General features: G+C 61.3%; 27 protein-coding genes and 1 other RNA gene. 12 read left to right on the top strand and 16 right to left on the bottom strand.

Translation table 11 applies throughout. From position 1 onward, the window contains the following. Positions 1–185: 185 nt before the first annotated feature. The 7 genes from ACMYUN_RS16115 to ACMYUN_RS16085 all read right to left on the bottom strand — a co-directional run bounded on the left by ACMYUN_RS16115 (position 186) and on the right by ACMYUN_RS16085 (position 7983). Positions 186–1799: an ABC transporter permease gene (locus ACMYUN_RS16115; RefSeq protein WP_415761116.1), complete on the bottom strand. Its 1614-nt coding sequence runs from the start codon at positions 1797–1799 to the stop codon at positions 186–188. A gap of 147 nt (positions 1800–1946) precedes the next feature. Further along, entirely contained in the window at positions 1947–2951 is a 1005-nt protein-coding gene (locus ACMYUN_RS16110) for an extracellular solute-binding protein (RefSeq protein WP_415761115.1), read from the bottom strand. Positions 2952–3171: 220 nt separating this feature from the next. After that, a complete protein-coding gene (locus ACMYUN_RS16105; RefSeq protein ID WP_415763978.1) occupies positions 3172–4389 on the bottom strand; it encodes a 2-octaprenyl-3-methyl-6-methoxy-1,4-benzoquinol hydroxylase in 1218 nt (405 codons plus the stop codon). 9 nt (positions 4390–4398) lie between these two features. Then, positions 4399–4884 (bottom strand): DUF4442 domain-containing protein, encoded by a 486-nt coding sequence (locus ACMYUN_RS16100; RefSeq protein WP_310403284.1) that lies wholly within the window; start codon positions 4882–4884, stop codon positions 4399–4401. Further along, positions 4877–6064, bottom strand: coding sequence for a 2-octaprenyl-6-methoxyphenyl hydroxylase (gene ubiH / locus ACMYUN_RS16095; RefSeq protein WP_415761114.1), 1188 nt, complete (start codon positions 6062–6064; stop codon positions 4877–4879). The genes ACMYUN_RS16100 and ubiH overlap by 8 nt, the downstream gene beginning before the upstream one ends. Continuing rightward, the gene (gene pepP, locus ACMYUN_RS16090; RefSeq protein WP_039757435.1) at positions 6061–7395 is read right to left on the bottom strand and encodes a Xaa-Pro aminopeptidase; all 1335 of its coding nucleotides are present in this window, start codon (positions 7393–7395) and stop codon (positions 6061–6063) included. The genes ubiH and pepP overlap by 4 nt, the downstream gene beginning before the upstream one ends. A gap of 27 nt (positions 7396–7422) precedes the next feature. Further along, positions 7423–7983 (bottom strand): YecA family protein, encoded by a 561-nt coding sequence (locus ACMYUN_RS16085; RefSeq protein ID WP_016772633.1) that lies wholly within the window; start codon positions 7981–7983, stop codon positions 7423–7425. A 125-nt stretch (positions 7984–8108) separates the two neighbouring features. On the opposite strand from ACMYUN_RS16085, the gene ACMYUN_RS16080 reads away from it, so the two are divergent. The 4 genes from ACMYUN_RS16080 (at position 8109) to ACMYUN_RS16065 (ending at position 9526) form a co-directional block, all read left to right on the top strand. After that, positions 8109–8318, top strand: a complete 210-nt coding sequence (locus ACMYUN_RS16080; protein ID WP_007911197.1) for a TIGR02449 family protein — start codon at positions 8109–8111, stop codon at positions 8316–8318. Further along, positions 8315–8632, top strand: a complete 318-nt coding sequence (locus tag ACMYUN_RS16075; protein WP_016772632.1) for a cell division protein ZapA — start codon at positions 8315–8317, stop codon at positions 8630–8632. The genes ACMYUN_RS16080 and ACMYUN_RS16075 overlap by 4 nt, the downstream gene beginning before the upstream one ends. 30 nt (positions 8633–8662) lie before the next feature. Then, a non-coding RNA gene (gene ssrS, locus ACMYUN_RS16070) (6S RNA) lies at positions 8663–8841 on the top strand. 79 nt (positions 8842–8920) lie between these two features. Further along, positions 8921–9526 (top strand): 5-formyltetrahydrofolate cyclo-ligase, encoded by a 606-nt coding sequence (locus ACMYUN_RS16065; protein ID WP_039757434.1) that lies wholly within the window; start codon positions 8921–8923, stop codon positions 9524–9526. A 35-nt stretch (positions 9527–9561) separates the two neighbouring features. On the opposite strand, the gene ACMYUN_RS16060 is transcribed toward ACMYUN_RS16065, so the two are convergent. Then, positions 9562–9717, bottom strand: a complete 156-nt coding sequence (locus ACMYUN_RS16060; RefSeq protein ID WP_007911192.1) for a hypothetical protein — start codon at positions 9715–9717, stop codon at positions 9562–9564. Positions 9718–9914: 197 nt separating this feature from the next. Between ACMYUN_RS16060 and ACMYUN_RS16055 the strand changes: the two genes are divergently transcribed. Next, the gene (locus ACMYUN_RS16055; RefSeq protein WP_415761113.1) at positions 9915–10367 is read left to right on the top strand and encodes an EVE domain-containing protein; all 453 of its coding nucleotides are present in this window, start codon (positions 9915–9917) and stop codon (positions 10365–10367) included. A 140-nt stretch (positions 10368–10507) separates the two neighbouring features. On the opposite strand, the gene ACMYUN_RS16050 is transcribed toward ACMYUN_RS16055, so the two are convergent. Continuing rightward, positions 10508–10915 (bottom strand): flagellar basal body-associated protein FliL, encoded by a 408-nt coding sequence (locus tag ACMYUN_RS16050; protein WP_039757432.1) that lies wholly within the window; start codon positions 10913–10915, stop codon positions 10508–10510. Positions 10916–11065: 150 nt separating this feature from the next. Between ACMYUN_RS16050 and ACMYUN_RS16045 the strand changes: the two genes are divergently transcribed. Then, a complete protein-coding gene (locus tag ACMYUN_RS16045) occupies positions 11066–12043 on the top strand; it encodes an NADPH:quinone oxidoreductase family protein (RefSeq protein ID WP_415761112.1) in 978 nt (325 codons plus the stop codon). A gap of 257 nt (positions 12044–12300) precedes the next feature. Then, on the top strand, positions 12301–13650 hold the full coding sequence (gene glpT / locus ACMYUN_RS16040; RefSeq protein ID WP_039757430.1) for a glycerol-3-phosphate transporter: 1350 nt from the start codon (positions 12301–12303) through the stop codon (positions 13648–13650). Here glpT and ACMYUN_RS16035 read toward each other — a convergent pair. The 7 genes from ACMYUN_RS16035 to ACMYUN_RS16005 form a co-directional block, all read right to left on the bottom strand. After that, a complete protein-coding gene (locus ACMYUN_RS16035; protein ID WP_039757429.1) occupies positions 13626–14294 on the bottom strand; it encodes a gamma-glutamylcyclotransferase in 669 nt (222 codons plus the stop codon). The two genes, glpT and ACMYUN_RS16035, sit on opposite strands and share 25 nt — an antisense overlap. 237 nt (positions 14295–14531) lie before the next feature. Beyond that, a complete protein-coding gene (locus ACMYUN_RS16030; protein WP_415761111.1) occupies positions 14532–15500 on the bottom strand; it encodes a CDP-6-deoxy-delta-3,4-glucoseen reductase in 969 nt (322 codons plus the stop codon). Continuing rightward, on the bottom strand, positions 15500–16966 hold the full coding sequence (gene ubiD, locus ACMYUN_RS16025; protein WP_039757427.1) for a 4-hydroxy-3-polyprenylbenzoate decarboxylase: 1467 nt from the start codon (positions 16964–16966) through the stop codon (positions 15500–15502). Before ubiD ends, ACMYUN_RS16030 begins: the two co-directional genes overlap by 1 nt. Positions 16967–17046: 80 nt before the next feature. Then, positions 17047–19002, bottom strand: coding sequence for an acyltransferase family protein (locus tag ACMYUN_RS16020; protein ID WP_415761110.1), 1956 nt, complete (start codon positions 19000–19002; stop codon positions 17047–17049). A gap of 138 nt (positions 19003–19140) precedes the next feature. Beyond that, positions 19141–20400 (bottom strand): transcription termination factor Rho, encoded by a 1260-nt coding sequence (gene rho / locus ACMYUN_RS16015; RefSeq protein ID WP_003229334.1) that lies wholly within the window; start codon positions 20398–20400, stop codon positions 19141–19143. A 248-nt stretch (positions 20401–20648) separates the two neighbouring features. Next, the gene (gene trxA, locus ACMYUN_RS16010) at positions 20649–20978 is read right to left on the bottom strand and encodes a thioredoxin TrxA (protein WP_003206727.1); all 330 of its coding nucleotides are present in this window, start codon (positions 20976–20978) and stop codon (positions 20649–20651) included. Between the two features lie 120 nt (positions 20979–21098). Continuing rightward, on the bottom strand, positions 21099–21803 hold the full coding sequence (locus ACMYUN_RS16005) for a FadR/GntR family transcriptional regulator (protein ID WP_415761109.1): 705 nt from the start codon (positions 21801–21803) through the stop codon (positions 21099–21101). A 256-nt stretch (positions 21804–22059) separates the two neighbouring features. On the opposite strand from ACMYUN_RS16005, the gene ACMYUN_RS16000 reads away from it, so the two are divergent. From ACMYUN_RS16000 to ppx, 5 genes are all read left to right on the top strand, one after another. Then, complete coding sequence (locus tag ACMYUN_RS16000) at positions 22060–22845, top strand: transporter substrate-binding domain-containing protein (RefSeq protein WP_039757425.1); 786 nt, start codon at positions 22060–22062, stop codon at positions 22843–22845. Between the two features lie 21 nt (positions 22846–22866). After that, positions 22867–23535: an amino acid ABC transporter permease gene (locus ACMYUN_RS15995; protein ID WP_016772622.1), complete on the top strand. Its 669-nt coding sequence runs from the start codon at positions 22867–22869 to the stop codon at positions 23533–23535. Then, positions 23532–24182: an amino acid ABC transporter permease gene (locus ACMYUN_RS15990; protein WP_415761108.1), complete on the top strand. Its 651-nt coding sequence runs from the start codon at positions 23532–23534 to the stop codon at positions 24180–24182. Before ACMYUN_RS15995 ends, ACMYUN_RS15990 begins: the two co-directional genes overlap by 4 nt. Continuing rightward, the gene (locus tag ACMYUN_RS15985; protein WP_129997898.1) at positions 24169–24906 is read left to right on the top strand and encodes an amino acid ABC transporter ATP-binding protein; all 738 of its coding nucleotides are present in this window, start codon (positions 24169–24171) and stop codon (positions 24904–24906) included. Before ACMYUN_RS15990 ends, ACMYUN_RS15985 begins: the two co-directional genes overlap by 14 nt. Positions 24907–25028: 122 nt before the next feature. Continuing rightward, positions 25029–26531 (top strand): exopolyphosphatase, encoded by a 1503-nt coding sequence (gene ppx / locus ACMYUN_RS15980; protein ID WP_039757422.1) that lies wholly within the window; start codon positions 25029–25031, stop codon positions 26529–26531. Positions 26532–26695 lie beyond the last annotated feature (164 nt).

Raw genomic sequence — 26695 nt, 5'->3', positions numbered from 1 at the left:
ATTCCCTTTTCAAGGCCTGCAACGCAGGCTGGCTCGCTTTTAGGCACAACCCGGAGGGCCGGGCCTGCTGTTGTGCAGGGCTGCGTTGCTCGAAGCTTATTTGGAACAACCAAACCACGCTTCTCGCGTCTTGCCCTGCACAACAGCAGACCCGGCGCGGTGGGGAAACCAATCGAGAACGCCCCCTAGTTTCGGTGCGCGGAACGTCGAATCAATCCGATCACTGGCAACAGGCCAACCAGCACCAGCGTCAATGCCGGCAATGAGGCGCGCGCCCATTCGCCTTCGCTGGTCATTTCGAAGATGCGCACCGCCAGCGTGTCCCAGCCAAACGGGCGCATCAGCAGGGTCGCAGGCATTTCCTTGAGCACATCGACGAACACCAGCAACGCGGCGCTCAAGGTGCCGGGCAGCAACAGCGGCAGATACACTTTGAAAAACAGTCGCGGCCCACTGACACCCAGGCTCCGTGCCGCTTCGGGCAAAGATGGCCGTATACGCGCCAGACTGCTTTCCAGAGGTCCATACGCCACGGCAATGAAGCGCACCAGATACGCCATCAGCAACGCCGCGAGGCTGCCAAGCAGCAACGGTTTGCCGGCACCACCGAGCCAGGCGGAGAGCGGAATCACCAGTTCACGATCCAGATAACTGAAGGCGAGCATGATCGACACCGCCAGCACCGAACCAGGCAAGGCGTAGCCGAGATTGGCCAGGCCGACGCCGGAGTTGATGGCTGGGGTCGGCGCCAGACGCCGGGCGAACGCCAACAACAGCGCAACGCTGACGGTGATCAGAGCGGCCATCGCGCCCAGATACAGCGTGTGCAGAATCAGCCCGGCGTAGCGTTCATCCAGATCGAAGCGTCCGCGCTGCCAGAACCAGACGACCAGTTGCAGAACCGGAATGACGAAGGCGCAGGCGAACACCATTCCACACCAGCCTGTCGCCGCCAACGCCTTGAGCCCGCGCAAGTGATACAGCGCCTTCACCCGTGGCCGCTCATTGCTGGCCCGATTCGCCCCGCGCGCGCGGCGCTCGCCGTACAGCACCAGCATCACCACGAGCAGCAACAGACTGGCCAGTTGCGCAGCGCTGGGCAGGCTGAAGAAGCCGTACCAGGTCTTGTAGATGGCCGTGGTGAAGGTGTCGAAATTGAACACGGACACCGCGCCGAAATCCGCCAGGGTCTCCATCAGCGCCAGCGCCACGCCCGCGCCAATCGCCGGACGCGCCATCGGCAGCGCAACCCGCCAGAACGCCTGCCACGGCGACTGCCCGAGCACCCGCGCCGCTTCCATCAGGCCTTTGCCCTGAGCCAGAAACGCAGTACGCGCCAGCAGGTAAACGTAGGGGTAGAAGACCAGCACCAGCACCACGATCACCCCGCCGGTGGAGCGCACTCGCGGCAGGCGCAGGCCGCTGCCGAACCATTCGCGCAGCAGGGTTTGCACCGGGCCGGCGAAATCCAGCAGGCCGACGAAGACAAACGCCAGCACATAGGCAGGGATGGCGAAGGGCAGCATCAGCGCCCAGTCGAGCCAGCGCCGACCGGGGAATTCGCAGAGGCTGGTCAGCCAGGCAAGGCTCACACCCAACAGGGTCACGCCGACACCGACGCCGAGGATCAGCGTCAGGGTGTTGCCGAGCAGACGCGGCATCTGGGTTTGCCACAGGTGCGACCAGATCTGCTGATCGATGGTCTGCCACGACAACAGCAGCACGCTTAGCGGCAAGAGCACCAGCGCGGCGATGGCGAAGACGATGGGGTACCAGCGGCGTTGGGCGGGGTGGGCCAAGGAAACAATCTCGTTCAAATGATTGTGCCCACGCTCTGCGTGGGCACACATCCTGTGACGCTCCGCGTCACGCTTTCAGCGGCACGACGCAGAGCGTCGAAGGCTGCATTCCCACGCGGAGCGTGGGAACGATCAATCGCAAACGCCTCAGTTCCAGCCAGCCCGATCCATCATCCGGATCGCCTCAGCCTGACGCTTGCCCGCCACTTCTACCGGCAAGGTATCGGCGACAAACTTGCCCCACGCCGCCACTTCTTCCGATGGTGCCACAGCCGGGTTGGCCGGGAATTCCTGGTTCACATCTGCAAAAATCTTCTGTGCCTCAGGCGTGGTCATCCATTCAACCAGAGCCTTGGCCGCTTCCGGGTGCGGTGCATGTTTGGTCAGGCCGATGCCCGACAGATTCACGTGCACGCCGCGATCGGCTTGGTTCGGCCAGAACAGCTTCACTGGCAACTCTGGCTTTTGCTTGTGCAGGCGACCGTAGTAGTAGGTGTTGACGATGCCGACGTCGCACTGCCCGGCGTTGATCGCTTCCAGCACTGCAACGTCATCGGAGAACACGTCGGTGGACAGGTTGTTGACCCAGCCCTTGAGGATCTGCTCGGTCTTCTCGGCGCCGTGGACTTCAATCATGGTCGCGGTCAGCGACTGGTTGTAGACCTTCTTCGCCGTACGCAGGCACAGGCGACCTTCCCAGTTCTTGTCGGCCAGCGCTTCGTAGGTGGTCAGTTCGCCCGGTTTCACTCGCTCGGTGGAATAGGCGATGGTCCGCGCGCGCAGGCTCAGGCCGGTCCAGGCGTGGGTGGACGAGCGATATTGCAGGGGGATGTTGGCGTCGATGGTCTTTGAAGTGAATGGCTGGAGGATGCCCATCTGCTCGGCCTGCCAGAGGTTGCCGGCATCGACGGTGAGCAGCAGGTCGGCGGTGGCGTTTTCACCTTCGGCCTTGATGCGCTGCATCAGCGGCGCTTCCTTGTCGGTGATGAACTTGATCTTCACCCCGGTCTTGGCGGTGTAGGCGTCGAATACCGGTTTGATCAGCTCATCGATACGCGACGAGTAAACCACCACTTCATCGGCAGCCTGGGCAGTGGTGGTGCCGATCAGGGTCAAGGCCAGTGCGGTCAGAAGACGTTTGGGTGCCAACATGGGAGTGGTCTCTCGGTCGGGAAATGTGGGCCAAATGATAAGGACTCACATTTACCACCACAATCGAACACTGGGGGAAGGCGTTACCAGATGTTGCACGGCTCAAAACTGCGGTAAGTGGGCGGACGCTTTCGCGAGCAGGCTCGCTCCCACATTGGAATGCATCTCAACAGTGGGAGCGAGCCTGCTCGCGAAGGGGCCATCAGCCTCAATGAGGCGGTCAGGGCTTTGCCAGAGCTGGAAGATCCCCAGTCAACCCCAGCGCCTCGCGCACAAACAACGCCTTCGCCTCGGGCATCTGCTCGACCAGTTTCAACCCGGCATTGCGCAACCAGCGCAGTGGCAGCGGGTCGGCCTGGAACAACCGCTCGAAGCCCTCCATCGCCGCCATCAGCGCCAGATTGTGTGGCATGCGCCGGCGCTCATAACGGCTCAATACTTTGACATCCGCCAGTCGCTCACCACGCTCATGCGCTTGCAGCAGCACTTGCGCCAGCACCGCTGCATCGAGGAAACCAAGGTTCACGCCCTGCCCCGCTAACGGGTGAATGGTGTGCGCCGCATCACCGATCAACGCCAGGCCTTCGGCAACATAACGCTTGGCGTGACGCTGACGCAGCGGCACGCACAAACGCGGATCGACACTGATCACTTCACCGAGACGCCCTTCGAACGCTCGCTCCAGCTCAGCGCAAAACGCGGTTTCCTCCAGCGCCATCAAGCGCTCGGCTTCACCCGGTGTGGTCGACCAGACGATCGAGCACCAGTCCTGCTGACCATCACGCTCCAGCGGCAGAAACGCCAACGGCCCGTGATCGGTAAAGCGCTGCCAGGCGGTTTTGCGGTGCGGCTGGCTGCAGCGCACGCTCGTCACGATGGCGTGATGCAGATAATCCCACTCGCGAGTCGCCACGCCGGTGAGACGGCGCACCGCTGAATTGGCGCCATCGGCCGCGATCACCAGCGGCGCGCGCAAGGTGCGGCCATCGGCCAGGGTCAGCAGCCAGTCATCGCCGGAGCGACGCATCTGTTCCAGCCGCGCATTGGCCAGCATGCCGAGGTCACAGTCATGCAAACGCTCGAGCAGCGCATCCTGCACCACGCGGTTCTCGACGATATGCCCGAGCACATCGGCATGCACGCTGCTCGCCGAGAAATGAATCTGCCCGGTGCCGCTGCCGTCCCAGACGTGCATGTCGGTGTACGGGCTGCTGCGCCGCTGGACGATGCCGTCCCAGACGCCGAGGCGTTCGAGGATGCGCTGGCTCGCCGCCGACAACGCGCTGACGCGCGGTTCGAACGCCGCTTCGGCATCGAACGGTTTCACGCTCAGCGGGCTGCCGTCGAGCAGCAGCACTTCCAGCCCACTGTCCTGTAGCGCCAGCGCCAGGGCGCTGCCGACCATTCCGGCTCCGACAATCAGCAGATCTGCGCGCATTTCCATGCTTTAGGCCTGTCTCGCTTGCGGCTTGAGCCGCACGTAAAGGGTTTTACCGACCCGCGCCACAAGATTGCCGGCGCCGTCATGAATGTCGACCTGCAACTGCGGCAGGTATTTCTCGCCGTTGGCGGTCTGCCGGCGGATCTCGTCGAGCAGGGTCTGGTCGATGTTGAACCGGGCGAACACCGGGCCTTTGCCAGGCGCAATGAAATCGATGTCGGCGGCCTTGTCCCAGACGATGTACTTCTGACCGAGGTTTTCCATAAGCATCAACATGAAGAACGGGTCAACCATCGAATACAGACTGCCACCAAACTGGGTGCCGACGTAGTTGCGGTTGTACCAGCCCAACCCCATGGACACCTGCACGTCGCGAAAGTCATCGCTGATGTGCCGAACGCGTACTCCGGCGCCAAGATACGGCGGATAAAAGGTCATCACCCAGCGCATCAACCGCGCCTTGCCGAATGTGTTGCTCAGCCACTCAAGCATCCGGACGGGTTCCCAGGCCCATCGCCTGCCGGGCAAACCAGCGTTTGGCTGGCGGCAGCAGGTCGAGGCCGAGCAGGCCGAGGTTGCGCCCCAGCGACACCAGCGGCTGGGTGCTGCCGAACAGGCGCGTGACCTGATCGGAGAAGCCCACCGTCAGGTCCTGATCGAGGCGCTGCCGCTCGCGATAGGCCTGCAACGTAGCGAAGTCGCCCAGCGGCTTATCACTCGCCAGCAGCGCGGTAGCCAAGGCGTCGGCGTCACGCAGCGACAGGTTGAAGCCCTGTCCGGCGATCGGGTGCAGGCTGTGTGCGGCGTTACCGAGCACGGCCAGATGCGAACGCACCTGTTCTTCAGCTTCGATCAGCGACAGCGGATACAGATGCCGTGCGCCGACCTGTTTCAAAGTGCCGAGGCGGTAACCGAACACGCTTTGCAATTCGCTGAGGAATTCACGCTCGCTCAATTCAGTCAGACGCTGCGCATCCATGCCCAGTCGCGTCCACACCAGTGCGCAGCGATTGTCCGGCAACGGCAGCAGGGCCATCGGCCCCTCGTCGGTGAAGCGCTCGAAGGCCATGCCGTTATGCGCTTCACTCGGGGTGATGTTGGCGATCAGTGCGCTCTGGTTGTAAGGGCGCGTGCGCACGTTGATGCCCAACTGTTCGCGCAGCCCGGAGCGGCCGCCATCGGCGAGCACCGCGAGGTCGCATTCCAGCGTGGTTTCATCGTTGAGGGTCAGGCGATAGCCATCGGCCAACGGCTCCATGCGCGTGACCTCTGCCGGGCAGCGCCACGTGATCACGTCTTTGTCGAGGTGCTGCCACAGGCACTGGCCGAGCCAGGCGTTTTCCACCACGTAACCGAGCGCTGGCACACCCTCTTCCATCGCCGACAAGCGCGCGGTGGAGAAGCGGCCGCGGTCGGAGACATGAATCTGTTTGATCGGCTCGGCGCGGCGGGAGATTTCCTGCCACACGCCCAGGCGCTGATAAATCTGCCGCGAGCCGAACGACAGTGCCGAAGAGCGGGCGTCGTAGCTCGGCTGCCAGCTGTCGCCGGGGGCGAACGGTTCGATCAGGACGATTTTCCAGCCCTGCGCCTTGGCCCCGGCCTGCAACGCCAACGCCAGACTGGCGCCGACCAGACCGCCACCGATGATTGCCAGATTGACTCGACTCATGCTGCATGTGTCCTTGCTTGTGCCATCAGCGCTTCGATCTCGGCGACGGTTTTCGGCACGCCGCTGGTGAGGATTTCACAGCCGGATCGGGTCACGACCACGTCATCCTCGATGCGCACGCCAATGCCGCGCCATTTCTTCGCCACGTTCTGATTGTCCGCGGCGATGTAGATACCCGGCTCCACGGTCAGCGCCATGCCGACCTCCAGCACGCGCCATTCGCCGCCGACCTTGTACTCGCCAACATCATGCACATCCATGCCCAGCCAGTGGCCGGCGCGGTGCATATAAAAAGCCTTGTAGGCTTCGCTGGCGATCAATTCGTCAACCTCGCCCTGCAACAAACCAAGCTTGACCAGACCTGCGGTGATCACCCGCACCGTGGCTTCGTGCGCCTGGTTCCAGTGCTTGTTCGGTGCGATCTCGGCGAACGCGGCTTCCTGTGACGCCAGCACCAACTCGTAGATCGCCTTCTGCTCCGGCGAGAACTTGCCGTTGACCGGCCACGTGCGGGTGATGTCACTGGCGTAGCAGTCGATCTCGCAACCGGCGTCGATCAGCACCAGATCGCCGTCCTTGAGCAAGGCGTCATTCTGCTGGTAATGCAGGATGCAGCTGTTGCGCCCGGCGGCGACGATCGAACCGTAGGCCGGCATCTTCGCCCCGCCCTTGCGGAATTCGTAATCCAGTTCGGCTTCGAGGCTGTATTCATACAGCCCCGGACGGCTGGCCTGCATCGCGCGGATATGCGCCTGCGCCGAAATCCGCGCGGCTTCGCGCATCACCTTCACTTCTGCCGCCGATTTATACAGGCGCATGTCGTGCAGCAGATGATCCAGGGCAACGAATTCATTCGGCGGCTGCGCGCCGAGGTGCGCCTTGGAGCGGATCACGTTGATCCAGTCCATCAGGTGCCGATCGAATTCGGGATTGCTGCCCATCGCCGAATACACCCGGTCGCGGCCTTCGATCAGGCCCGGGAGGATGTCGTCGATGTCGGTAATCGGAAAAGCATCGTCGGCGCCGTACTCGCGGATCGCGCCTTCCTGCCCTGCGCGCAGGCCATCCCACAATTCGCGTTCGGCGTTGCGTTCACGGCAGAACAGGATGTACTCGCCGTGCTCGCGGCCGGGCATCAGGACGATGACGGCTTGTGGCTCGGGAAAACCGCTGAGGTACTGGAAGTCGCTGTCCTGACGGTAGACATGCTCGACGTCGCGGTTGCGGATGGCCACCGCGGCGGCGGGCAGGATCGCGATGCTGTTGGGTTCCATCTGCGCCATCAGGGCCTTGCGGCGACGGCTGTATTCCGCTTTGGGGATATGGGTCATGGGCAGATGGCTTTCCCTGGCACGCGATTAATGCAACGACGGCTTGGCGGCTGGCGGCACATCGGCTTTTTTGGTTTCCGAGAACAGCAGCAGCGGCGCGACGCGCAGGTATTCCATGACTTCCATGTAGTCGGATTCGCCGTCTTCGGATTCTTCCAGCGCGTCCTGCACCTGGGAAATGGCGGCCAGATCCTGCAGCACTTCGGTGGCTTCGGTGCTGAGCATGCTGCTGTCGCGGCAGTTCAGGCCGAAACCGCTGAGGAAGCCCTGGCACCATTCGCCCAGTGCAGCAGCGCGGTCGGCCAGCGGCGCATCGTCGGTCGGCAGCAGCAGAACGACGGTGACGTCGTCGCCGGTCAGCTCGCCCTTGACCATCTCCTGCAGGCCGATCAGGGCATTGCGGACGTTGTCCTGGATATCGCCTTCGAGCAGTTCGGCGGCGTCGATCAGCCAGCCTTCGTGATCGAAGCCGGCGCCGGCGCAACTGCGCCCGAGCAGCACGCCGTGCAGTTCGGCAGGCGAGACGTTGTGGCCGCTGGCAGTCAGCAGGGTGGCAAAGGCTTGGTACGGGGAATTCGCAATGGTCATGGGCAGCTAGGCGCCAGACGGCGCTATGTCTAGAATGAAGGCCTTGTATCCTACATCGACAGCCCCGCCAAGACCATTAAAGGCTGTCCGCCAGTTACCACCCATCAGACGAACACATGGACCCAATGGAAGACACCGACCTGCAAGCGCTGATGGCCAGACTCGAACTGCTGATTGGCCGAGTCGAGCAACTTAAGAGTCAAAACGCACTCTTACTAGCTCAGGAAAAAACCTGGCGCGAGGAACGCGCTCACCTCATTGAAAAAAACGAAATCGCCCGGCGTAAGGTCGAATCGATGATTTCGCGCCTCAAGGCCCTGGAGCAAGACTCATGAGTTCAAGCAATAGCGTTACCGTGCAGATCCTCGACAAAGAGTATTCGATCATCTGCCCGCCGGAAGAACGCAGCAATCTGGTCAGCGCCGCCCGCTACCTGGACGGCAAGATGCGCGAGATCCGCAGCAGCGGCAAAGTCATCGGCGCCGACCGCATTGCCGTGATGGCCGCGCTGAACATCACCCACGACCTGTTGCACAAAGAAGAGCGTCCGGACATCCAGGCCAGCGGTTCGACCCGCGAACAGGTGCGCGACTTGCTCGATCGTGTCGATCTGGTCCTGGCCGACGATCAGAACACCGCCAAGGGCTGATTCGACTGACAGCTTGAGGTATACTCGCGGCACTCCCTGGGGTGCTTGCCAGTTGACGATGTCCCGGAGCCGATTCGCACTACCCTGGAAGTTGCACGTTGGGCTGGTGTGCATGTCCGCTAGACGGAAAGCCTTAAAGTCTACTGCTTCTTCCACCTTGAACTTTCGGGTTCAAGGGCTGAGTTGACAGCGGTTCATCCGGGGAGCCTGATTCGAATCCGATGTCGGTGTATGCCGACATCGGATTTTTTATGCGTACGTTTTCGTCCAACCTGCCGAAGCCGAACCATGACCGAACCCGCGCTGCTGCCCCGCCCGCAACTCCGCCGCCTGCTGCGCAAGGCGCGCCGCGCACTGACGCCGGGCGAACAACGCCAGGCCGCCAAAGGCCTGTTCCGGCAACTGGCCCAAGACCCGCATTTTCGCCGGGCGAAACATATCTCTCTGTATTTACCCACCGACGGTGAAATCGATCCGCGCCTGTTGCTGCGCGAGGCCCAGCGGCGTGGCAAGGCGACTTATCTGCCGGTGCTCAGCGCCTGGCCGCGAACGAAGATGGTCTTCCAGCGCATCCGCCCCGACGAGAAGCTCAAGCCCAATCGTTTCCGGATTCTTGAACCCCGGGCCAATCTGGCTCGGCAACGCAAGGTCTGGGCGCTGGATCTGGTGTTGTTGCCGCTGGTGGGGTTTGACGATGTCGGCGGGCGCCTGGGCATGGGCGGCGGATTCTATGATCGCAGCCTCGCCTATCTGGCCCGGCGCAAGAACTGGCGCAAGCCGACGCTGCTGGGCCTGGCCCATGAATGTCAGAAGGTCGAGCGTCTGGCGCAGGCGAGCTGGGATGTCCCGTTACAAGGCACGGTCACAGACAAGGCATGGTATTTCGCAGAGTAGACGCCGCACAGAACAGCGGCGTCGAAGAAACAGGTTCAGCGTTTGAAAGCAGTCGACTGTTGTACTTGTTGCGCCACTTCAATCGGCGCGTCGGCCTTGTTCGCCCACAGACTCTGCGCGTAACCGGTGGTTACCACGCCCAGGCCAAACAAAATTACCAAAGTCCATAGCAAATCCGGTTTGCGTTTCATCGATTGCCCCCCTCAAGGCACATCATCACGATGACAGCAGCGGTTTCCGTTCGTAGGCCGTGCAGCAGCGTCAAGCTTTAAAGGCCGGCATTTTGCGGCAACGTGAACCTGTGCGCAAACGCTGACGTCAACCGACTGTCGGTTTGTCATAAAATTGCCCGACAACCTGCCCAATGACCGCTTCAGGAGCACACCACATGGCCTACTGGCTGATGAAATCAGAGCCCGACGAACTCTCGATCAAGGGTCTGGAAAAGCTCGGCAAGGCGCGCTGGGACGGGGTTCGCAACTATCAGGCACGCAACTTCCTGCGGGCGATGGCGGTCGGTGACGAGTTCTTTTTCTACCATTCCAGCTGCCCGGAGCCGGGGATTGCCGGGATCGGCAAGATAATCGAAGCAGCGTATCCCGATCCGACGGCACTGGAGCCGGACAGCCATTACTTCGATCCGAAGGCTACGCTGGAGAAAAATGCCTGGAGCGCGATCGATGTCGAGCATGTCGAAACGTTTGCGCGGGTGTTGAAGCTCGATTATCTGAAGCAGCAGACGGCGCTGGCCGAACTGCCATTGGTGCAGAAGGGCTCGCGGTTGTCGGTGATGCCGGTTACACCAGAACAGTGGGCGGCGGTGCTTGCCCTTAAACCCTGATTTATTCGGCGCCTGCCAAAATGCAATCGCTGGCAAGCCAGCTCCCACAGGGATTTCAGTGGACACATATTTTGTGACCACCCGAAAAACCTGTGGGAGCTGGCTTGCCAGCGATAGGGCCAGCCCGGACAGCGAACGACTTACTGAATGATCAGGTTGTTGAACAACAGATCCTCAACAACAGGCTTGCCAGTCTCGTCATTCATCACCTGCTGGGTCTGCTTCAACGCTTCCTGACGCAGCTTTTCCTTGCCCTCGATGCTGCCCATCGCCTCGGTGGTCTGCTGAGTGAACAGCGCCACCAGCTGATTGCGGATCAGCGGCTCGTTGGCCTTGACCAGTTTGGTCGCCTCTTCGCCAGTGACGCGCAGGGCCACATCGGCCTTATAGACCTTGAGTTTGGCGGTGCCGTCGAGGCCATAGTTGCCGACGAACGGCGGGCTCAGGGTGATGTAATTGACCTTCGGCGCCTCGCCTTCTTTGGCTTCTTCTGCCAGTGCTGCCACAGGCAGAGACAGGGCCAGCAACAACATGATCCACGCTTTCACAATTCGCTCCTTATCCGGTTTGCGGCCTAGCATAGCGACCCGCCGCGCAAGCACAAGCTTATGGCTGACTATCAGGGCCGGGCATGCTCGTTGACCCGTTGATTCACACACCTACACTTATCGGCCATCACTCCCAAAGGAATAGCCCTGATGAAAGCCGTGCTGTGCAAAGCCTTCGGCCCTGCCGAATCGCTGGTGCTGGAAGACGTCGCCAGCCCTGTCGCCAAGAAAAACGAAATCCTGCTGGACGTGCACGCCGCCGGGGTCAATTTCCCGGACACGCTGATCATCGAGGGCAAATACCAGTTCAAGCCGCCCTTCCCCTTCTCGCCGGGCGGTGAAGCGGCGGGCGTCGTGCGCGAAGTCGGGGAAAAGGTCAGCCACCTGAAAGTCGGCGACCGGGTCATGGCGCTGACCGGTTGGGGCAGCTTCGCCGAGCAAGTGGCGGTACCTGGTTACAACGTGCTGCCGATTCCACCGTCGATGGATTTCAATATCGCTGCTGCATTCAGCATGACCTACGGCACGTCGATGCACGCGCTCAAACAACGCGCCAACCTGCAACCGGGCGAAACCCTGCTGGTGCTCGGCGCATCCGGTGGTGTCGGCCTCGCCGCGGTGGAGATCGGCAAAGCCATGGGCGCCCGCGTGATCGCCGCCGCCAGCAGTGCCGAGAAACTCGCGGTGGCCAAGGCTGCCGGCGCCGAAGAACTGATCAACTACAGCGAAGCCAGCCTCAAGGACGAGATCAAACGCCTCACCGACGGCCAGGGCGCCGACGTGATCTACGACCCGGTCGGCGGCGACCTGTTCGACCAGGCCATCCGCGCCATCGCCTGGAACGGCCGCCTGCTCGTAGTCGGCTTCGCCAGCGGCCGCATCCCCGAACTGCCGGTCAACCTCGCGCTGCTCAAAGGCGCGGCGGTGCTCGGCGTGTTCTGGGGCTCCTTTGCCCAGCGCCAACCCCAGGACAACGCAGCCAACTTTCAGCAGCTGTTCGCCTGGTTTGCCGAGGGCAAGCTCAAACCGCTGGTGTCACAGGTGTACCCACTGAGCAACGCCGCACAGGCAATCGATGATCTTGGCCAGCGCAAAGCCGTGGGCAAGGTTGTCGTTCAGGTTCGTTAAGAACATGGAGCGATCCGGAGCAGCGATCCGGATCGCCTCAGCACTGACATGCGCCTCTGAAATACGCAAAACCGCAGAAACCCACCCGAGCCACCATTCCCTCCGCGCCCCGTACTTGTCTCAGAGCGACATGTTCATAAAGGAACGCTCACCTGCCCAAATTTCCGCTGTTTTGCCGACGTGAAGCAATGCTATTTTCGGTAACGAAACTGTAACATTCGCATCCGCAGTCAAAACAAGAAAACTGGAGCTCTTGAATGTTTGCTTTCTTTCGTCCTGCCGCACATCAGGCTCCTTTGCCTGAAGAAAAAATAGACAGCACCTACCGCCGCCTGCGCTGGCAGATCTTCGCCGGTATCTTTATCGGCTACGCCGGTTACTACCTGCTGCGCAAGAACTTCTCCCTGGCCATGCCGTACCTGATCGACGAAGGCTACAGCCGTGGCGACCTCGGTCTGGCGATGTCGGCGATCGCCATTGCGTATGGTTTGTCGAAATTCCTCATGGGCCTGGTGTCCGACCGCTCCAACCCGCGCTTCTTCCTGCCGTTCGGCCTGCTGGTGTCGGCCGGGGTGATGTTCATTTTCGGTTTCGCGCCGTGGGCAACGTCCAGCGTGACGATGATGTTCATTCTGTTGTTCATCAACGGCTGGGCGCAGGGCATGGGCTGGCCGCCGAGCGGGCGGACCATGGTGCATTGGTGGTCGCAGAAGGAACGCGGTGGCGTAGTCTCGGTGTGGAACGTGGCGCATAACGTCGGCGGCGGTCTGATCGGCCCGCTGTTCCTGATCGGCATGGGCCTGTTCAACGACTGGCACGCGGCGTTCTACGTACCGGCAGCGGTAGCGCTGGGCGTGGCGGTATTCGCCTTCATCACCATGCGTGACACCCCGCAATCGGTCGGCCTGCCGCCGATCGAGCAGTACAAGAACGATTACCCGGAAGGCTACGACGCCAGCCACGAAGACGAATTCAGCGCCAAGGAAATCTTCGTCAAGTACGTGCTGCGCAACAAAATGCTTTGGTACATCGCCATGGCCAACGTCTTCGTCTACCTGCTGCGCTACGGCGTGCTGGACTGGGCGCCGACCTACTTGAAGGAAGCCAAGGGCTTCACCGTGGATAAAACCTCGTGGGCCTATTTCTTCTACGAGTGGGCGGGGATTCCGGGCACGCTGCTGTGCGGCTGGATGTCGGACAAGATCTTCCGTGGCAATCGTGGCCTGACCGGCATGGTGTTCATGGCGCTGGTGACTGTTGCGACCCTGGTGTACTGGCTGAATCCGGCCGGCAACCCGATGGTCGACATGATCGCCCTGCTGTCGATCGGGTTCCTGATCTACGGTCCGGTGATGCTGATCGGTCTGCAGGCGCTGGAACTGGCGCCGAAGAAAGCCGCCGGTACCGCAGCGGGCTTCACCGGCCTGTTCGGTTATCTGGGCGGTTCGGTCGCAGCCAGTGCGGCGATGGGCTACACCGTCGACCACTTCGGCTGGGATGGCGGTTTCGTCCTGCTGGTCGGCGCTTGCCTGCTGGCGATGGCCTTCCTTGCGCCAACGCTATGGCACAAGCAAGTTGCCAGTCAAAGCCGTGAAGCGGTCGCCTGATCGCTGTGTGATTTACAGCGCTTGAGCCGCGCCTCCAGATTTCGATCCGGCATGGCGTGGCTGCGCAGGGCGTGCACGGTCTGCTCGACATAATCGCGAGTGGTGCCGTAACGCCCGCTGGCGCTGGCAAAGACCTGGCTGAGCACATGATCCGGCAAGTTGCCGGCATAGCTCGGCAGGTGACGCTCCAGAACAAATCCCAAGGCCTGCACCTGAGTGCCATCTTCGAGCCGGCAATTGAGCCAGTGCGGGCGATACGACGGAAACGGCATCTCGCGTTTCCACAAGGCATACAGCGCCGTATCGAGATCGTCTTCCGGCAAACGGTAGGCAAAGCCACTGCATGAGCCACCGCGATCCAGACCGAATACCAGGCCGGGCATTTCCGGCGTACCCCGGTGCTCGTGGGACCACAGGTACAAGCCACGATGATAGCCATGCACGCGACCGCGCATGCGCTCGACTGCCGTGCATTCCGGGCGCCAGATCAGCGAACCATACGCGAACAGCCACACCGGCCCGCCCTTGTGGCGCGCCATGGTCGATTGCATGGAAGCGAGAAGTTGTTCGTGCGTCAGCTGCGGCCCAAGATCGAGCCGCGGAGGGTAAGCCAGGTTCAGAATTGCGTTTTCAATGGCGCTCATGGCGAATAGCGTTCAGCTCCCCGCGGGTGAAGAATTACTTAATAGAACGCACCGCTGTAACAATAAGGCACATATGTTTTAAGGCAATTTAAGTGCCACTGATTAATCGCCTGATTGATATATAACCTAGCGGTATTTATGCAATTAGATAAATACCGATCGGCTATATGTAGAGTTATAACGCGTTGCGAGCGCTACGCATTAAACCAGTGTGGGAGCGCGCTTGCTCCCACATTTTCAAGAGCGCGGCGCGTAGGCGAACACATCGGCGCGCATCTGATGCGCATCCATGCCCGCCTCGACCAGCGCGTCCAGCGTGCCGTAGACCATCGCTGGCGAACCGCTGGCATAGACGTGCAGCGGCTTCAGGTCGGGGAAATCCTCGCAAACCGCCTCGTGCAACATCCCGCAGCGCCCCTCCCAGCCGCACTGGTCGCTGACCACCCTGTGCAGGAACAGATTGGGCAGCTTCAGCCATTCGTCCCAGTGCTCGATCTGATAGAAATCCTCGGGCCGGCGCACGCCCCAGTACAGATGCACAGGATGCTTGAAGCCTTCGGCGCGGCAATGTTCGATCAGGCTGTGAATCTGGCCCATGCCGGTGCCGGCAGCGATCAACACCAGAGGACCGTCAGGTAGCTCAGCAAGATGTGTGTCGCCGAAGGGCAGCTCGACACGCACCATCGGGTTGCGTTGCAACTGCTCGACCAGGCTTAACGCACTGGTTTCGCGCGCCAGCACATGAATTTCCAGATCACGTCCGCCGTGCGGTGCCGAAGCCATGGAGAACGCCGATTTCTCGCCGCTCTCGCGCTCGATCATCAAATATTGCCCGGCGTGATAGCGCGGCGGCTTGCCCGCCGGTGCGCGCAGACGCACGCGCCAGGTGTCGCCGCCGACCTCGCGGCATTCGATGACTTGGCACGACAGGCTGCGCACTGGCAGCTCACCCAATGCGAGCACGCCATCCCACAACAGCACGCAGTCTTCCAGCGGTGCGGCGATGCAGGTGTAGAACTCGCCATGGTCGTGGACTTTGCCGGCCTGCTCGACGCGCCCCTCGACCAGCAGCGCGGCACACACGTGGCAATTGCCGTTGCGGCAGCTTTGCGGGCAGTCATAGCCCAGGCGCCGCGCGCCGTCGAGAATCCGCTCACCGGGTTGTATCTCGAGCACGGCTCCGGAAGGCTGCAGGGTTACACGCATCAATCTATTCCTAACTGATTCCAGATGGCATCGATCCGTTGGGTGACGGCGTCGTCCTTGACGATTACGCGGCCCCACTCGCGGGTGGTTTCGCCCGGCCACTTGTGGGTGGCATCCAGGCCCATTTTCGAGCCCAGGCCGGAAATCGGCGAGGCGAAATCGAGGTAGTCGATCGGCGTGTTGTCGATCATCACCGTGTCGCGCTTGGGGTCCATGCGCGTGGTGATGGCCCAGATCACGTCGTTCCAGTCGCGGGCGTTGATATCGTCGTCAGTGACGATAACGAACTTGGTGTACATGAACTGTCGCAAAAACGACCAGACGCCGAGCATCACGCGCTTGGCATGCCCCGGATACGACTTCTTCATCGTCACCACGGCCATGCGGTACGAGCAGCCTTCCGGCGGCAGGTAGAAGTCGGTGATCTCCGGAAACTGCTTCTGCAGGATCGGCACGAACACTTCGTTCAGCGCCACGCCGAGAATCGCCGGCTCATCCGGCGGACGGCCGGTGTAAGTGCTGTGGTAGATCGGCTTGATCCGGTGGGTGATGCGCTCGACGGTGAACACCGGGAAGCTGTCGACTTCGTTGTAGTATCCGGTGTGGTCGCCATACGGGCCTTCATCGGCCATTTCGCCCGGATGAATCACGCCTTCAAGGATGATTTCGGCAGTGGCCGGCACTTGCAGGTCGTTGCCACGGCACTTGACCAGTTCCGTGCGATTGCCGCGCAAGAGCCCTGCGAAAGCATATTCGGAGAGGCTGTCCGGTACCGGCGTCACCGCACCGAGAATCGTCGCCGGATCGGCGCCAAGGGCCACGGACACCGGGAACGGCTGGCCCGGATGTTTCTCGCACCACTCGCGAAAGTCGAGGGCGCCGCCACGGTGGCTGAGCCAGCGCATGATCACCTTGTTGCGGCCGATCACTTGCTGGCGATAGATACCGAGGTTCTGGCGTTCCTTGTTCGGGCCTTTGGTGACGGTCAGACCCCAAGTGATCAACGGGCCGACGTCGCCGGGCCAGCAGGTCTGCACCGGCAACATAGCCAGATCGACGTCGTCGCCTTCGATGACCACTTCCTGGCACACCGCGTCTTTGACCACTTTCGGCGCCATGGAAATGATCTTGCGGAAGATCGGCAGTTTCGACCAGGCGTCCTTCAAGCCCTTCGGCGGCTCCGGCTCCTTGAGAAAGGCCAGCAGCTTGCCGATTTCACGCAGCTCGCTGACCGACTCGGCGCCCATGCCCATGGCCACCCGCTCGGGGGTGCCGAACAGGTTGCCGAGCACCGGAATGTCGTAACCGGTGGGTTTTTCGAACAGCAGCGCCGGGCCCTTGGCTCGCAGCGTGCGGTCGCACACCTCAGTCATCTCCAGCACCGGCGAGACGGGAATCTGGATGCGTTTCAACTCTCCGCGCTGCTCAAGCTGCTGCACGAAATCCCGAAGATCCTTGAATTTCATTGACGATGGCACCCTCAAAATAGGCGTACATCCTACCTGCTCTGACGGGCAAACAGCAGTCCGTCAGAGCCTGACAGTACTCAATGTCGGTTTGTGCCCAGCAATATTGGTGCAAACAACGGGCTCAGCCTGGCGCTGCCAATGTCCGAGAGATGGTCCTCATCCTTGTACTGCGAGTGGCCGTTCACCTCGATGCTGCAGACCCCGTCAGCACACATCATCGGCGTCGGGTCGATGACGTGAACACCCGGATCGGCTTCGCTCATGGACGTGAACAAGTTGCCGAGAAAATGCTGGCGCGCCAGATGCTCATCAAGCGGACGCCCCAGACCTTCGGCGGACCGGCCAATCCTTGCCAGACTGGTCAGGCGGTTAATGGTGCCCTTGCGTTGCAGCGGCACCTCCTTGAACAGCCAGACCTGCACGCCGGCTGCGCGCAAGGCGGCCACCCGCGCGCGCAACGCGGCGGCCATGCGTTCCTCAGCCTGGGCGGTATCGTCATGGGCGTTGAGCAAAACCTTTCTGTCGCCATCCTCGCGACCATAGACGTAAAGACTCCAATTGGACGCCAATACCACGTCCTTGATGCCAAGGCTGAGCACTTTGTCCATGGTCTGCTGGTTGAAGTCCTTGCACCGCTGGCGCGGCTCGTCGCTGAGAATCGGCGGACAGGCGCTCATACTGAACAACCACACCGAACGACCGTCGCGGCGGGCATTGGCCTCGATGGCCGGCATCAACGCAGCCGCATGGCTGTCACCCCAGAACGCCTGGGTCGGCGGCGTACTCTGTTCGCCGCCGACCAGACAGGCCTTGTCGATCGATTTGTCTTGCGTCACCACCATGCATTTCATCTGCCCGGCACGCCATTCGCGGGCCTGCGCATATTCCAGAGCCTTGCCGCTCAGGCGCCCGGGGATACCGTCGGCCGAGCGAATCGCCGAACCGACCGCGACCAGTACAGCAATGGCCACTACCGCACCCGCCAGTATCGATTTACGTTCGCCCAGCAAACGCTTTTCTCGAAACGGCAATTCGATGTAGCGCAGGCTCAGCCACGCCAGACCCACTGCCAGCACCATCCAGGCGAGCGCCTCGAGCGGCTGGATACCGTCGATGGAAATGGCGTTGGCGTAAACGTAAATCGGCCAGTGCCACAGATACAGCGAATAAGACAGCAGGCCGATCCAGACCAGCGGTCGCAGGCTCAACAGTCGCGCGGCCCAGCTTGGTCCCTGGGCGCCTGACCAGATCAGGGCAGTGGTGCCCAATACCGGCAGCAACGCCGCCCATCCGGGAAACACCGTTGAGCGATCAAACGTGAACACGGCGAGCAGCACCGCTGCCAGACCGGCAATGCCGACCAACTGGTACAGCCACGGTCGTACGGCCTGTCTCGGCGCAGGCATTACCGCAAGCATTGCCCCGCACAACAATTCCCAGGCACGGGTCGGCAGAGAGAAAAAGGTGAATTCCGGCTTGTGCTCAATCCAGGCGATGTTCAGGCCAAAGGAAATCAGCAGCAATCCCAGCAACATCCAGCGCCAGTGTCTGACATAGCGAACCAGCACCGCCGTCAGCAACGGGAAGAAGATGTAGTACTGCTCTTCAACCGCCAGCGACCAGGTGTGCAACAACGGTTTCAGATCGGAGGCCGGCTGGAAGTAGCCGTCCTCGCGCATGAACAGAATATTGGAGATGAACAGCGACTGATAACGCACCGTCCGGCCAAGTTCGGAGAAATCCTTCGCTGTCAGCAGCAGCCAACCCAGCGCCAGCGTCACCAGCATGACCACCGTCAGGGCCGGAATAATGCGGCGGGCACGGCGCGCCCAGAAATCGACAAAGCTGAAACGCTTGGCGCTGATTTCACGGAACAGGATCGAGGTGATCAGGAATCCGGAGATGACGAAGAAAACATCCACGCCGACAAAGCCGCCGCTGAATGTATTGAATCCGAAATGAAAGAGCACGACGGGAAGTACCGCGAGCGCGCGTAAGCCGTCGATATCACGGCGATTGCCAAACGTGTGCATGAAAAACCTTACCTGTTCTGGATACAGAATCCCTTGAAGGCGCGACGTTAGCAGCCGCGCAAACTTCAATCCAGATACAAATAAATCGCAGACAAAAAAAAGCGCCCCTTGCGGAGCGCTCCTTCTGTCAGCGGCGTACTACTTGCGCTTCATCGACAAGAAGAACTCGTCGTTGGTCTTGGTCGTTTTCAGTTTGTCGACCAGGAACTCGATGGCGGCGACTTCGTCCATCGGGTGCAGCAGCTTGCGCAGAATCCACATGCGCTGCAGCTCGTCGTCGGCGGTCAGCAACTCTTCGCGGCGGGTGCCGGAGCGGTTGATGTTGATGGCCGGGAACACACGCTTCTCGGCGATCTTGCGATCCAGCGGCAGTTCCATGTTGCCGGTACCCTTGAACTCTTCGTAGATCACTTCGTCCATCTTCGAGCCGGTTTCAACCAGCGCGGTGGCGATAATGGTCAGCGAGCCGCCTTCTTCGATGTTACGCGCGGCGCCGAAGAAACGCTTCGGCTTCTCCAGGGCGTGGGCATCGACACCACCGGTCAGGACCTTGCCGGAGCTCGGGATCACGGTGTTGTAGGCTCGGGCCAGACGGGTGATGGAGTCGAGCAGGATCACCACGTCTTTCTTGTGTTCGACCAGGCGCTTGGCCTTCTCGATCACCATTTCAGCAACCTGCACGTGACGGGTCGGCGGCTCGTCGAAGGTCGAGGCAACCACTTCGCCGCGCACGGTGCGCTGCATTTCGGTCACTTCTTCCGGACGCTCGTCGATCAACAGCACGATCAGGTGAACTTCAGGATTGTTACGGGCGATGTTCGCTGCGATGTTCTGCAGCATGATGGTTTTACCGGCTTTCGGCGGTGCGACGATCAGGCCACGCTGACCTTTGCCGATCGGTGCGCACAGGTCGATCACGCGACCGGTCAAGTCTTCGGTGGAACCGTTGCCGGCTTCCATCTTCATGCGCACGGTCGGGAACAGCGGAGTCAGGTTCTCGAAGAGAATCTTGTTTTTCGCGTTCTCCGGACGATCAAAGTTGATCGTGTCGACCTTGAGCAGGGCGAAATACCGCTCGCCTTCCTTCGGAGGACGAATCTTGCCGACGATGGTGTCACCGGTGCGCAAGTTGAAGCGGCGGATCTGGCTCGGCGAGACGTAGATGTCGTCAGGGCCGGCGAGGTAGGAAGCGTCTGCGGAGCGCAGGAAGCCGAAGCCGTCCTGGAGAATCTCCAGCACGCCATCACCGGAGATTTCCTCGCCGCTTTTCGCATGTTTTTTCAGCAGGGAGAAAATCACGTCCTGCTTGCGCGAACGGGCCATATTTTCTATGCCCATCTGTTCGGCTAATTCGAGCAGTTCGGTAATCGGCTTTTGCTTGAGTTCAGTCAGATTCATATAGGAATGACGTAATCATTTATGGAGGGGGGAAATTAAGCTTTTTGGCTTAATGAGGCCGCGCCGCGGAGAAGGCGACAGGATCGCGAACTAATTCGAAAAGGAGTGCGTCGGCGACGGCTAGCAGGGGGCAGTGGAGAAACCAGTGCGGGGCCGAATGTACCACCTGAGTTTCGGAGCGTCTAGCCCTGAATACGCAAAAAGCCCCGCGATTTGCGGGGCTTTTTTTCAGCGTTTTACTGCGACGCTCAGATGTTGGCGTCGAGGAAAGCCGCCAGTTGCGACTTCGACAGTGCGCCGACTTTGGTCGCTTCAACGTTGCCGTTCTTGAACAGCATCAGCGTCGGGATACCACGCACGCCATGCTTGGCCGGGGTTTCCTGGTTTTCGTCGATGTTCAGTTTGGCGACGGTCAGCTTGCCTTTGTAAGTCTCGGCAATCTCGTCCAGAACCGGTGCGATCATTTTGCAAGGGCCGCACCATTCAGCCCAGTAGTCGACCAGGACAGCGCCTTCGGCCTTGAGTACGTCGGCTTCGAAGCTAGCGTCGCTAACGTGTTTGATCAGATCGCTGCTCATGGAATTCTCCAGGTTGTAAGCAAAAAAACGTGGCCCATCATAGCCGCCCTTCCCTTGTTCAGGAAGCCGCAGATGATTGAGTGTTGCTATGGCCCCTGATGAGTTTGGGTATAGCTCAAGTCACGCCGTGGCGGGAGCGATGAAGGCGATTCCGGTGCGCAGTGCGGCGTTGCGCACGTGTTCCTGCATGGCTTTCTGCGCAGCTCCCGACGCACGGCGGGCCAGTGCGCGGAGGATCTTGCGGTGTTCCTGCCAGGTTTCCATGGCGCGCTCGGCGCGGATGAACGGCAGTTTCTGACTCTCGAGAAAGATCTCGGCGCTGGCGGTGAGGATGCTCAGCATCGCCTGATTGCCGCTGGCGAGGAGGATGCGCCGATGAAATTCGAAGTCGAGTTTCGCCGCCGCTTCGAAGTCGCCGCCGCGCAAGTCCTCGCGCATCGCCGCGACGTTGTCTTCCAGCGCATCCAGGTCAAATGTACTCAAGGTTGTCGCGGCAAGCCCGGCGGCAAAGCCCTCCAGCGCGTAACGCAACTGAAAGATGTCGAGCGGCGAGGCCTGCGCCGCGAACGGCCAGCCTGGCGCTTCGCCGCGCGACAATTCGACTGGTGTCTGCACGAACACGCCTTTGCCCGGCTGAATACTGACCACGCCCAGTGCACTGAGCGACGACAAGGCTTCACGCAAGGAAGCGCGGCTGACGCCCAGTTGCAGCGCCAGATCCCGTTGCGACGGCAACGCATCGCCGGCGCCGAAACCCTGTTCGGTGATCAGTTTGCGGATCGCTTGCAGCGCCACTTCGGGTACGGCGCGGGAGATCGAATTCATGGTTTGCGGACGCATCAGGGCCAAGGTGCGGCTAGTTGTAAAGCTATTCGCCGAGTCCGGCAAGTCGTGCCCCAGCGGGGTTCGGCGCGGGCAGCCGATGCGCCATCGCAGTGCGAAAACCAAGTTGACTGTTCAGACCAGTAAGACCGAACCAAGCCGCTGCTACCGCGGCCTGCCGGGGCGAAATCCACCTCTTGGCACGGCCCATGCTCTGTCCGATCGCAGCAACCACTTCCCGCCGATCCGGAGATTGTCCATGACCCAGCGTTACAGCGCCCTCCTCGCTTCCCTGTTTGCCGGCCTGCTGCTGTGCCAGGCTCCCGCTCACGCCGACGGTCTGGACGACGTGGTCAAACGCGGCACGCTGAAAGTCGCCGTGCCCCAGGACTTCCCGCCCTTCGGCTCGGTCGGCCCGGACATGAAGCCGCGCGGCCTGGATATCGACACGGCGAAACTGCTGGCTGACCAACTCAAGGTCAAACTCGAGCTTACGCCGGTCAACAGCACCAACCGCATTCCGTTCCTGACCACGGGCAAGGTCGATCTGGTGATTTCCAGCCTTGGCAAAAACGCCGAGCGCGAGAAGGTCATCGACTTCTCTCGCGCCTATGCGCCGTTCTACCTCGCCGTGTTCGGCCCGCCAGACGCTGCGATCACCAGCCTCGACGACCTCAAGGGCAAGACCATCAGCGTCACCCGTGGCGCCATCGAAGACATCGAGCTGAGCAAAGTCGCCCCCGAAGGCGTGACCATCAAACGTTTCGAAGACAACAACTCGACCATCGCCGCTTATCTGGCAGGGCAAGTCGATCTGATCGCCAGCGGCAACGTAGTGATGGTGGCCATCAGCGAGAAGAACCCCAAGCGCGTACCGGCGCTGAAGGTGAAGCTCAAGGATTCGCCGGTCTACGTCGGTGTGAACAAGAACGAAGCGGCGCTGCTGGCCAGGGTCAACGACATCCTCAACACCGCCAAGGCTGACGGCGCACTGGAAAAGAACTCGCAGACCTGGCTGAAAGAGCCGCTGCCGGCCGATCTCTGATCGACTGCGCGGGAGACCTTCATGGCTTATCAGTTCGATTTTTTGCCGGTGGTGGAAAACACCGACCTGCTGCTGCGCGGCGCCCTGTTCACCCTCGAGCTGACCGCCATCGGCGCATTGCTCGGGGTCGGCGTCGGGATTGTCGGGGCGCTGGTGCGGGCGTGGCAGATCCGCCCGTTCTCGGCGATCTTCGGCGTCTACGTCGAGTTGATCCGCAACACGCCGTTTCTGGTGCAACTGTTCTTCATCTTCTTCGGCCTGCCGTCGCTCGGCATGCAGATCTCGGAGTGGCAGGCGGCGGTGCTGGCGATGGTGATCAACCTTGGCGCCTATTCGACCGAAATCATCCGCGCCGGCATCCAGGCGATTCCGCGCGGGCAACTGGAAGCGGCTGCGGCACTGGCGATGACGCGCTTCGAAGCGTTCCGCCACGTCGTCCTGCTGCCGGCGCTGGGCAAGGTCTGGCCGGCGCTGAGCAGCCAGATCATCATCGTCATGCTCGGCTCGGCGGTGTGTTCGCAGATCGCCACGGAAGAATTGAGCTTCGCCGCCAACTTCATTCAGTCACGCAACTTCCGCGCCTTTGAAACCTACGCGCTGACCACCCTGATCTACCTGTGCATGGCGCTGCTGATCCGCCAATTGCTCAACTGGTTCGGCCGCCGGTTCATTGCGAGGAGCAGCCAATGAGCGATTTCACTTTCTGGGACATCCTGCGCAACCTGCTCACCGGCCTGCAATGGACCCTGGCGCTGTCGCTGGTGGCGTTCATCGGCGGCGGCCTCGTCGGCCTGCTGATTCTGGTGATGCGCATCTCGAAGAACACCCTGCCTAGCAGCATCGCCCGCACCTGGATCGAGCTGTTCCAGGGCACGCCGCTGCTGATGCAGCTGTTTCTGGTGTTCTTCGGTGTGGCACTGGCCGGGATCGGGATTTCGCCGTGGATGGCCGCGGCGATCGCTTTGACCTTGTTCACCAGCGCCTATCTGGCGGAGATCTGGCGCGGCTGCGTCGAGGCCATTCCCCACGGTCAGTGGGAAGCCTCGTCGAGCCTGGCGCTCTATCCACTCGAGCAGTTGCGCTACGTGATTCTGCCGCAAGCGCTGCGCATCGCCGTGGCGCCGACCGTGGGCTTCTCGGTGCAAGTGGTCAAAGGCACAGCGGTGACCTCGATCATCGGCTTCACCGAACTGACCAAGACCGGCGGCATGCTCGCCAACGCCACGTTCGAACCGTTCATGGTCTACGGCCTCGTCGCCCTCGGCTACTTCCTGCTCTGCTACCCCTTGTCCCTCAGTGCGCGCTACTTGGAAAGGAGACTGCATGCCTCTGCTTAGAATTTCCGCCCTGCATAAATATTACGGCGATCACCACGTACTCAAAGGCATCGACCTCAGCGTCGAGGAAGGTCAGGTCGTGGCGATCATCGGCCGCAGTGGCTCGGGCAAATCGACCCTGTTGCGCACGCTCAATGGCCTGGAGTCGATCAACGACGGCGTGATCGAAGTCGACGGCGAATACCTCGACGCCGCCCGCGCCGATCTGCGCAGTCTGCGACAGAAAGTCGGCATGGTCTTTCAGCAGTTCAACCTGTTCCCGCACCTGACCGTCGGCGAAAACGTCATGCTCGCCCCGCAAGTGGTGCAGAAAGTATCCAAGGCCAAGGCAGCCGAACTGGCGCGCGAAATGCTCGAGCGGGTCGGGCTCGGGGAAAAATTCGATGCCTTTCCGGATCGCCTGTCCGGCGGCCAGCAACAGCGCGTGGCGATTGCCCGGGCGTTGGCGATGTCGCCGAAGGTGTTGCTGTGCGATGAAATCACCTCGGCCCTCGACCCTGAGCTGGTCAACGAAGTGCTCAGCGTGGTGCGGCAGTTGGCCAAGGAAGGCATGACACTGATCATGGTCACCCACGAAATGCGCTTTGCCCGGGAAGTCGGCGATAAATTGGTTTTCATGCACCACGGCAAGGTGCATGAGGCGGGCGATCCGAAGGTGTTGTTTGCCAACCCGCAGACGGCGGAGCTGGCGAACTTTATTGGCACGGTGGAGGCGACAGCCTGAAGCAGCCTCATCCTGATCGTTCCCACGCAGAGCGTAGGAACGATCAGGTTTGAACCATGCGCGTTGGCGCCAGCGTTTGATCGTGGCACGATGTCGGGGTTATCGACCGAGACCCCCTGACCATGCCGCAATCCCAAGCCAAGAATCTGTCCCTGATCGCCGCAATCGACCTGGGCTCCAACAGCTTTCACATGGTCGTGGCCAAGGCCCAGAACGGCGAAATCCGCATCCTCGAGCGCCTCGGCGAGAAGGTGCAACTGGCCGCCGGCATCGACGACGCGCGCCAGCTCAACGAAGAATCGATGCAGCGCGGCCTCGATTGCCTCAAGCGCTTTGCCCAACTGATCAACGGTATGCCGCTCGGCGCCGTGCGCATCGTCGGCACCAACGCCCTGCGTGAAGCGCGCAACCGCGGCGAATTCATCCGCCGCGCCGAGGAAATCCTCGGCCACACGGTAGAAGTCATCTCCGGCCGTGAAGAAGCGCGCCTGATCTATCTCGGCGTTTCGCACACACTCGCCGACACCCCAGGCAAACGTTTGGTCGCCGACATCGGCGGCGGCAGTACCGAATTCATCATCGGCCAGCGCTTCGAGCCGTTGCTGCGTGAAAGCCTGCAGATGGGCTGCGTGAGTTTCACTCAGCGCTACTTCAAGGACGGCAAAATCACCCCGGCCCGCTACGCCCAGGCCTATACGGCGGCGCGCCTGGAAATCATGAGCATCGAGCACGCCCTGCATCGCCTGACCTGGGATGAAGCCATCGGCTCTTCCGGTACGATTCGCGCCATCGGCCTGGCCCTGAAGGCTGGCGGCCATGGCAGCGGCGAGGTCAACGCCGAAGGCTTGGCGTGGCTCAAGCGCAAGCTGTTCAAGCTGGGCGACGCCGACAAGATCGATTTCGAAGGCATCAAGCCTGACCGCCGCGCGATCTTCCCGGCGGGACTGGCGATTCTCGAAGCGATCTTCGACGCCCTCGAACTGCAACGCATGGACCATTGCGAAGGCGCGCTGCGTGAAGGCGTGCTCTACGACCTGCTCGGCCGCCATCATCACGAAGACGTGCGCGAACGCACCCTGACCTCATTGATGGAGCGCTATCACGTCGATCTGGAACAGGCGGCGCGGGTCGAGCGCAAGGCCCTGCACGCGTTCGATCAGGTCGCCGTCGACTGGGAACTGGACGACGGCATCTGGCGCGAACTGCTCGGCTGGGCGGCGAAAGTCCACGAAGTCGGCCTCGACATCGCTCACTATCACTACCACAAGCACGGTGCCTACCTGATCGAGCACTCCGATCTGGCCGGCTTCTCGCGAGAAGACCAGCAGATGCTCGCGCTATTGGTGCGTGGCCATCGGCGCAATATTCCCAAGGACAAGTTCGCCGAATTCGGCGATGACGGCATCAAGCTGATTCGCCTGTGCGTGCTGCTGCGGTTTGCCATTCTGTTCCATCACATTCGCGGAACCCAGGCGATGCCGCAGGTGGTGCTGCACGCCAATGGCGACCATCTCGATGTGCAATTCCCGGAGAACTGGCTGGATGAAAATCAGCTGACCCAGGCGGATTTCGGACTTGAGGCGGACTGGCTGACGCGGGTGGGGATTGTTCTCACGGTGCACTGACACTGATTGTGGCGAGGGGATTTATCCCCGCTGGCCTGCGCAGCAGGCCCGATTTTGCCTCAAGGGGTCGCTTCGCGCCCAACGGGGATAAATCCCCTCGCCACAGGTGGGAATCAGTGTAGATACAAAAAAGGCGATCCCGAGGGATCGCCTTTTTTATTGGG

This window comes from Pseudomonas sp. CP4 (assembly GCF_047758505.1).
GTDB classification, from domain to species: domain Bacteria; phylum Pseudomonadota; class Gammaproteobacteria; order Pseudomonadales; family Pseudomonadaceae; genus Aquipseudomonas; species Aquipseudomonas fluorescens_AO.
This window is presented reverse-complemented; position numbering and strand designations above follow the sequence as displayed.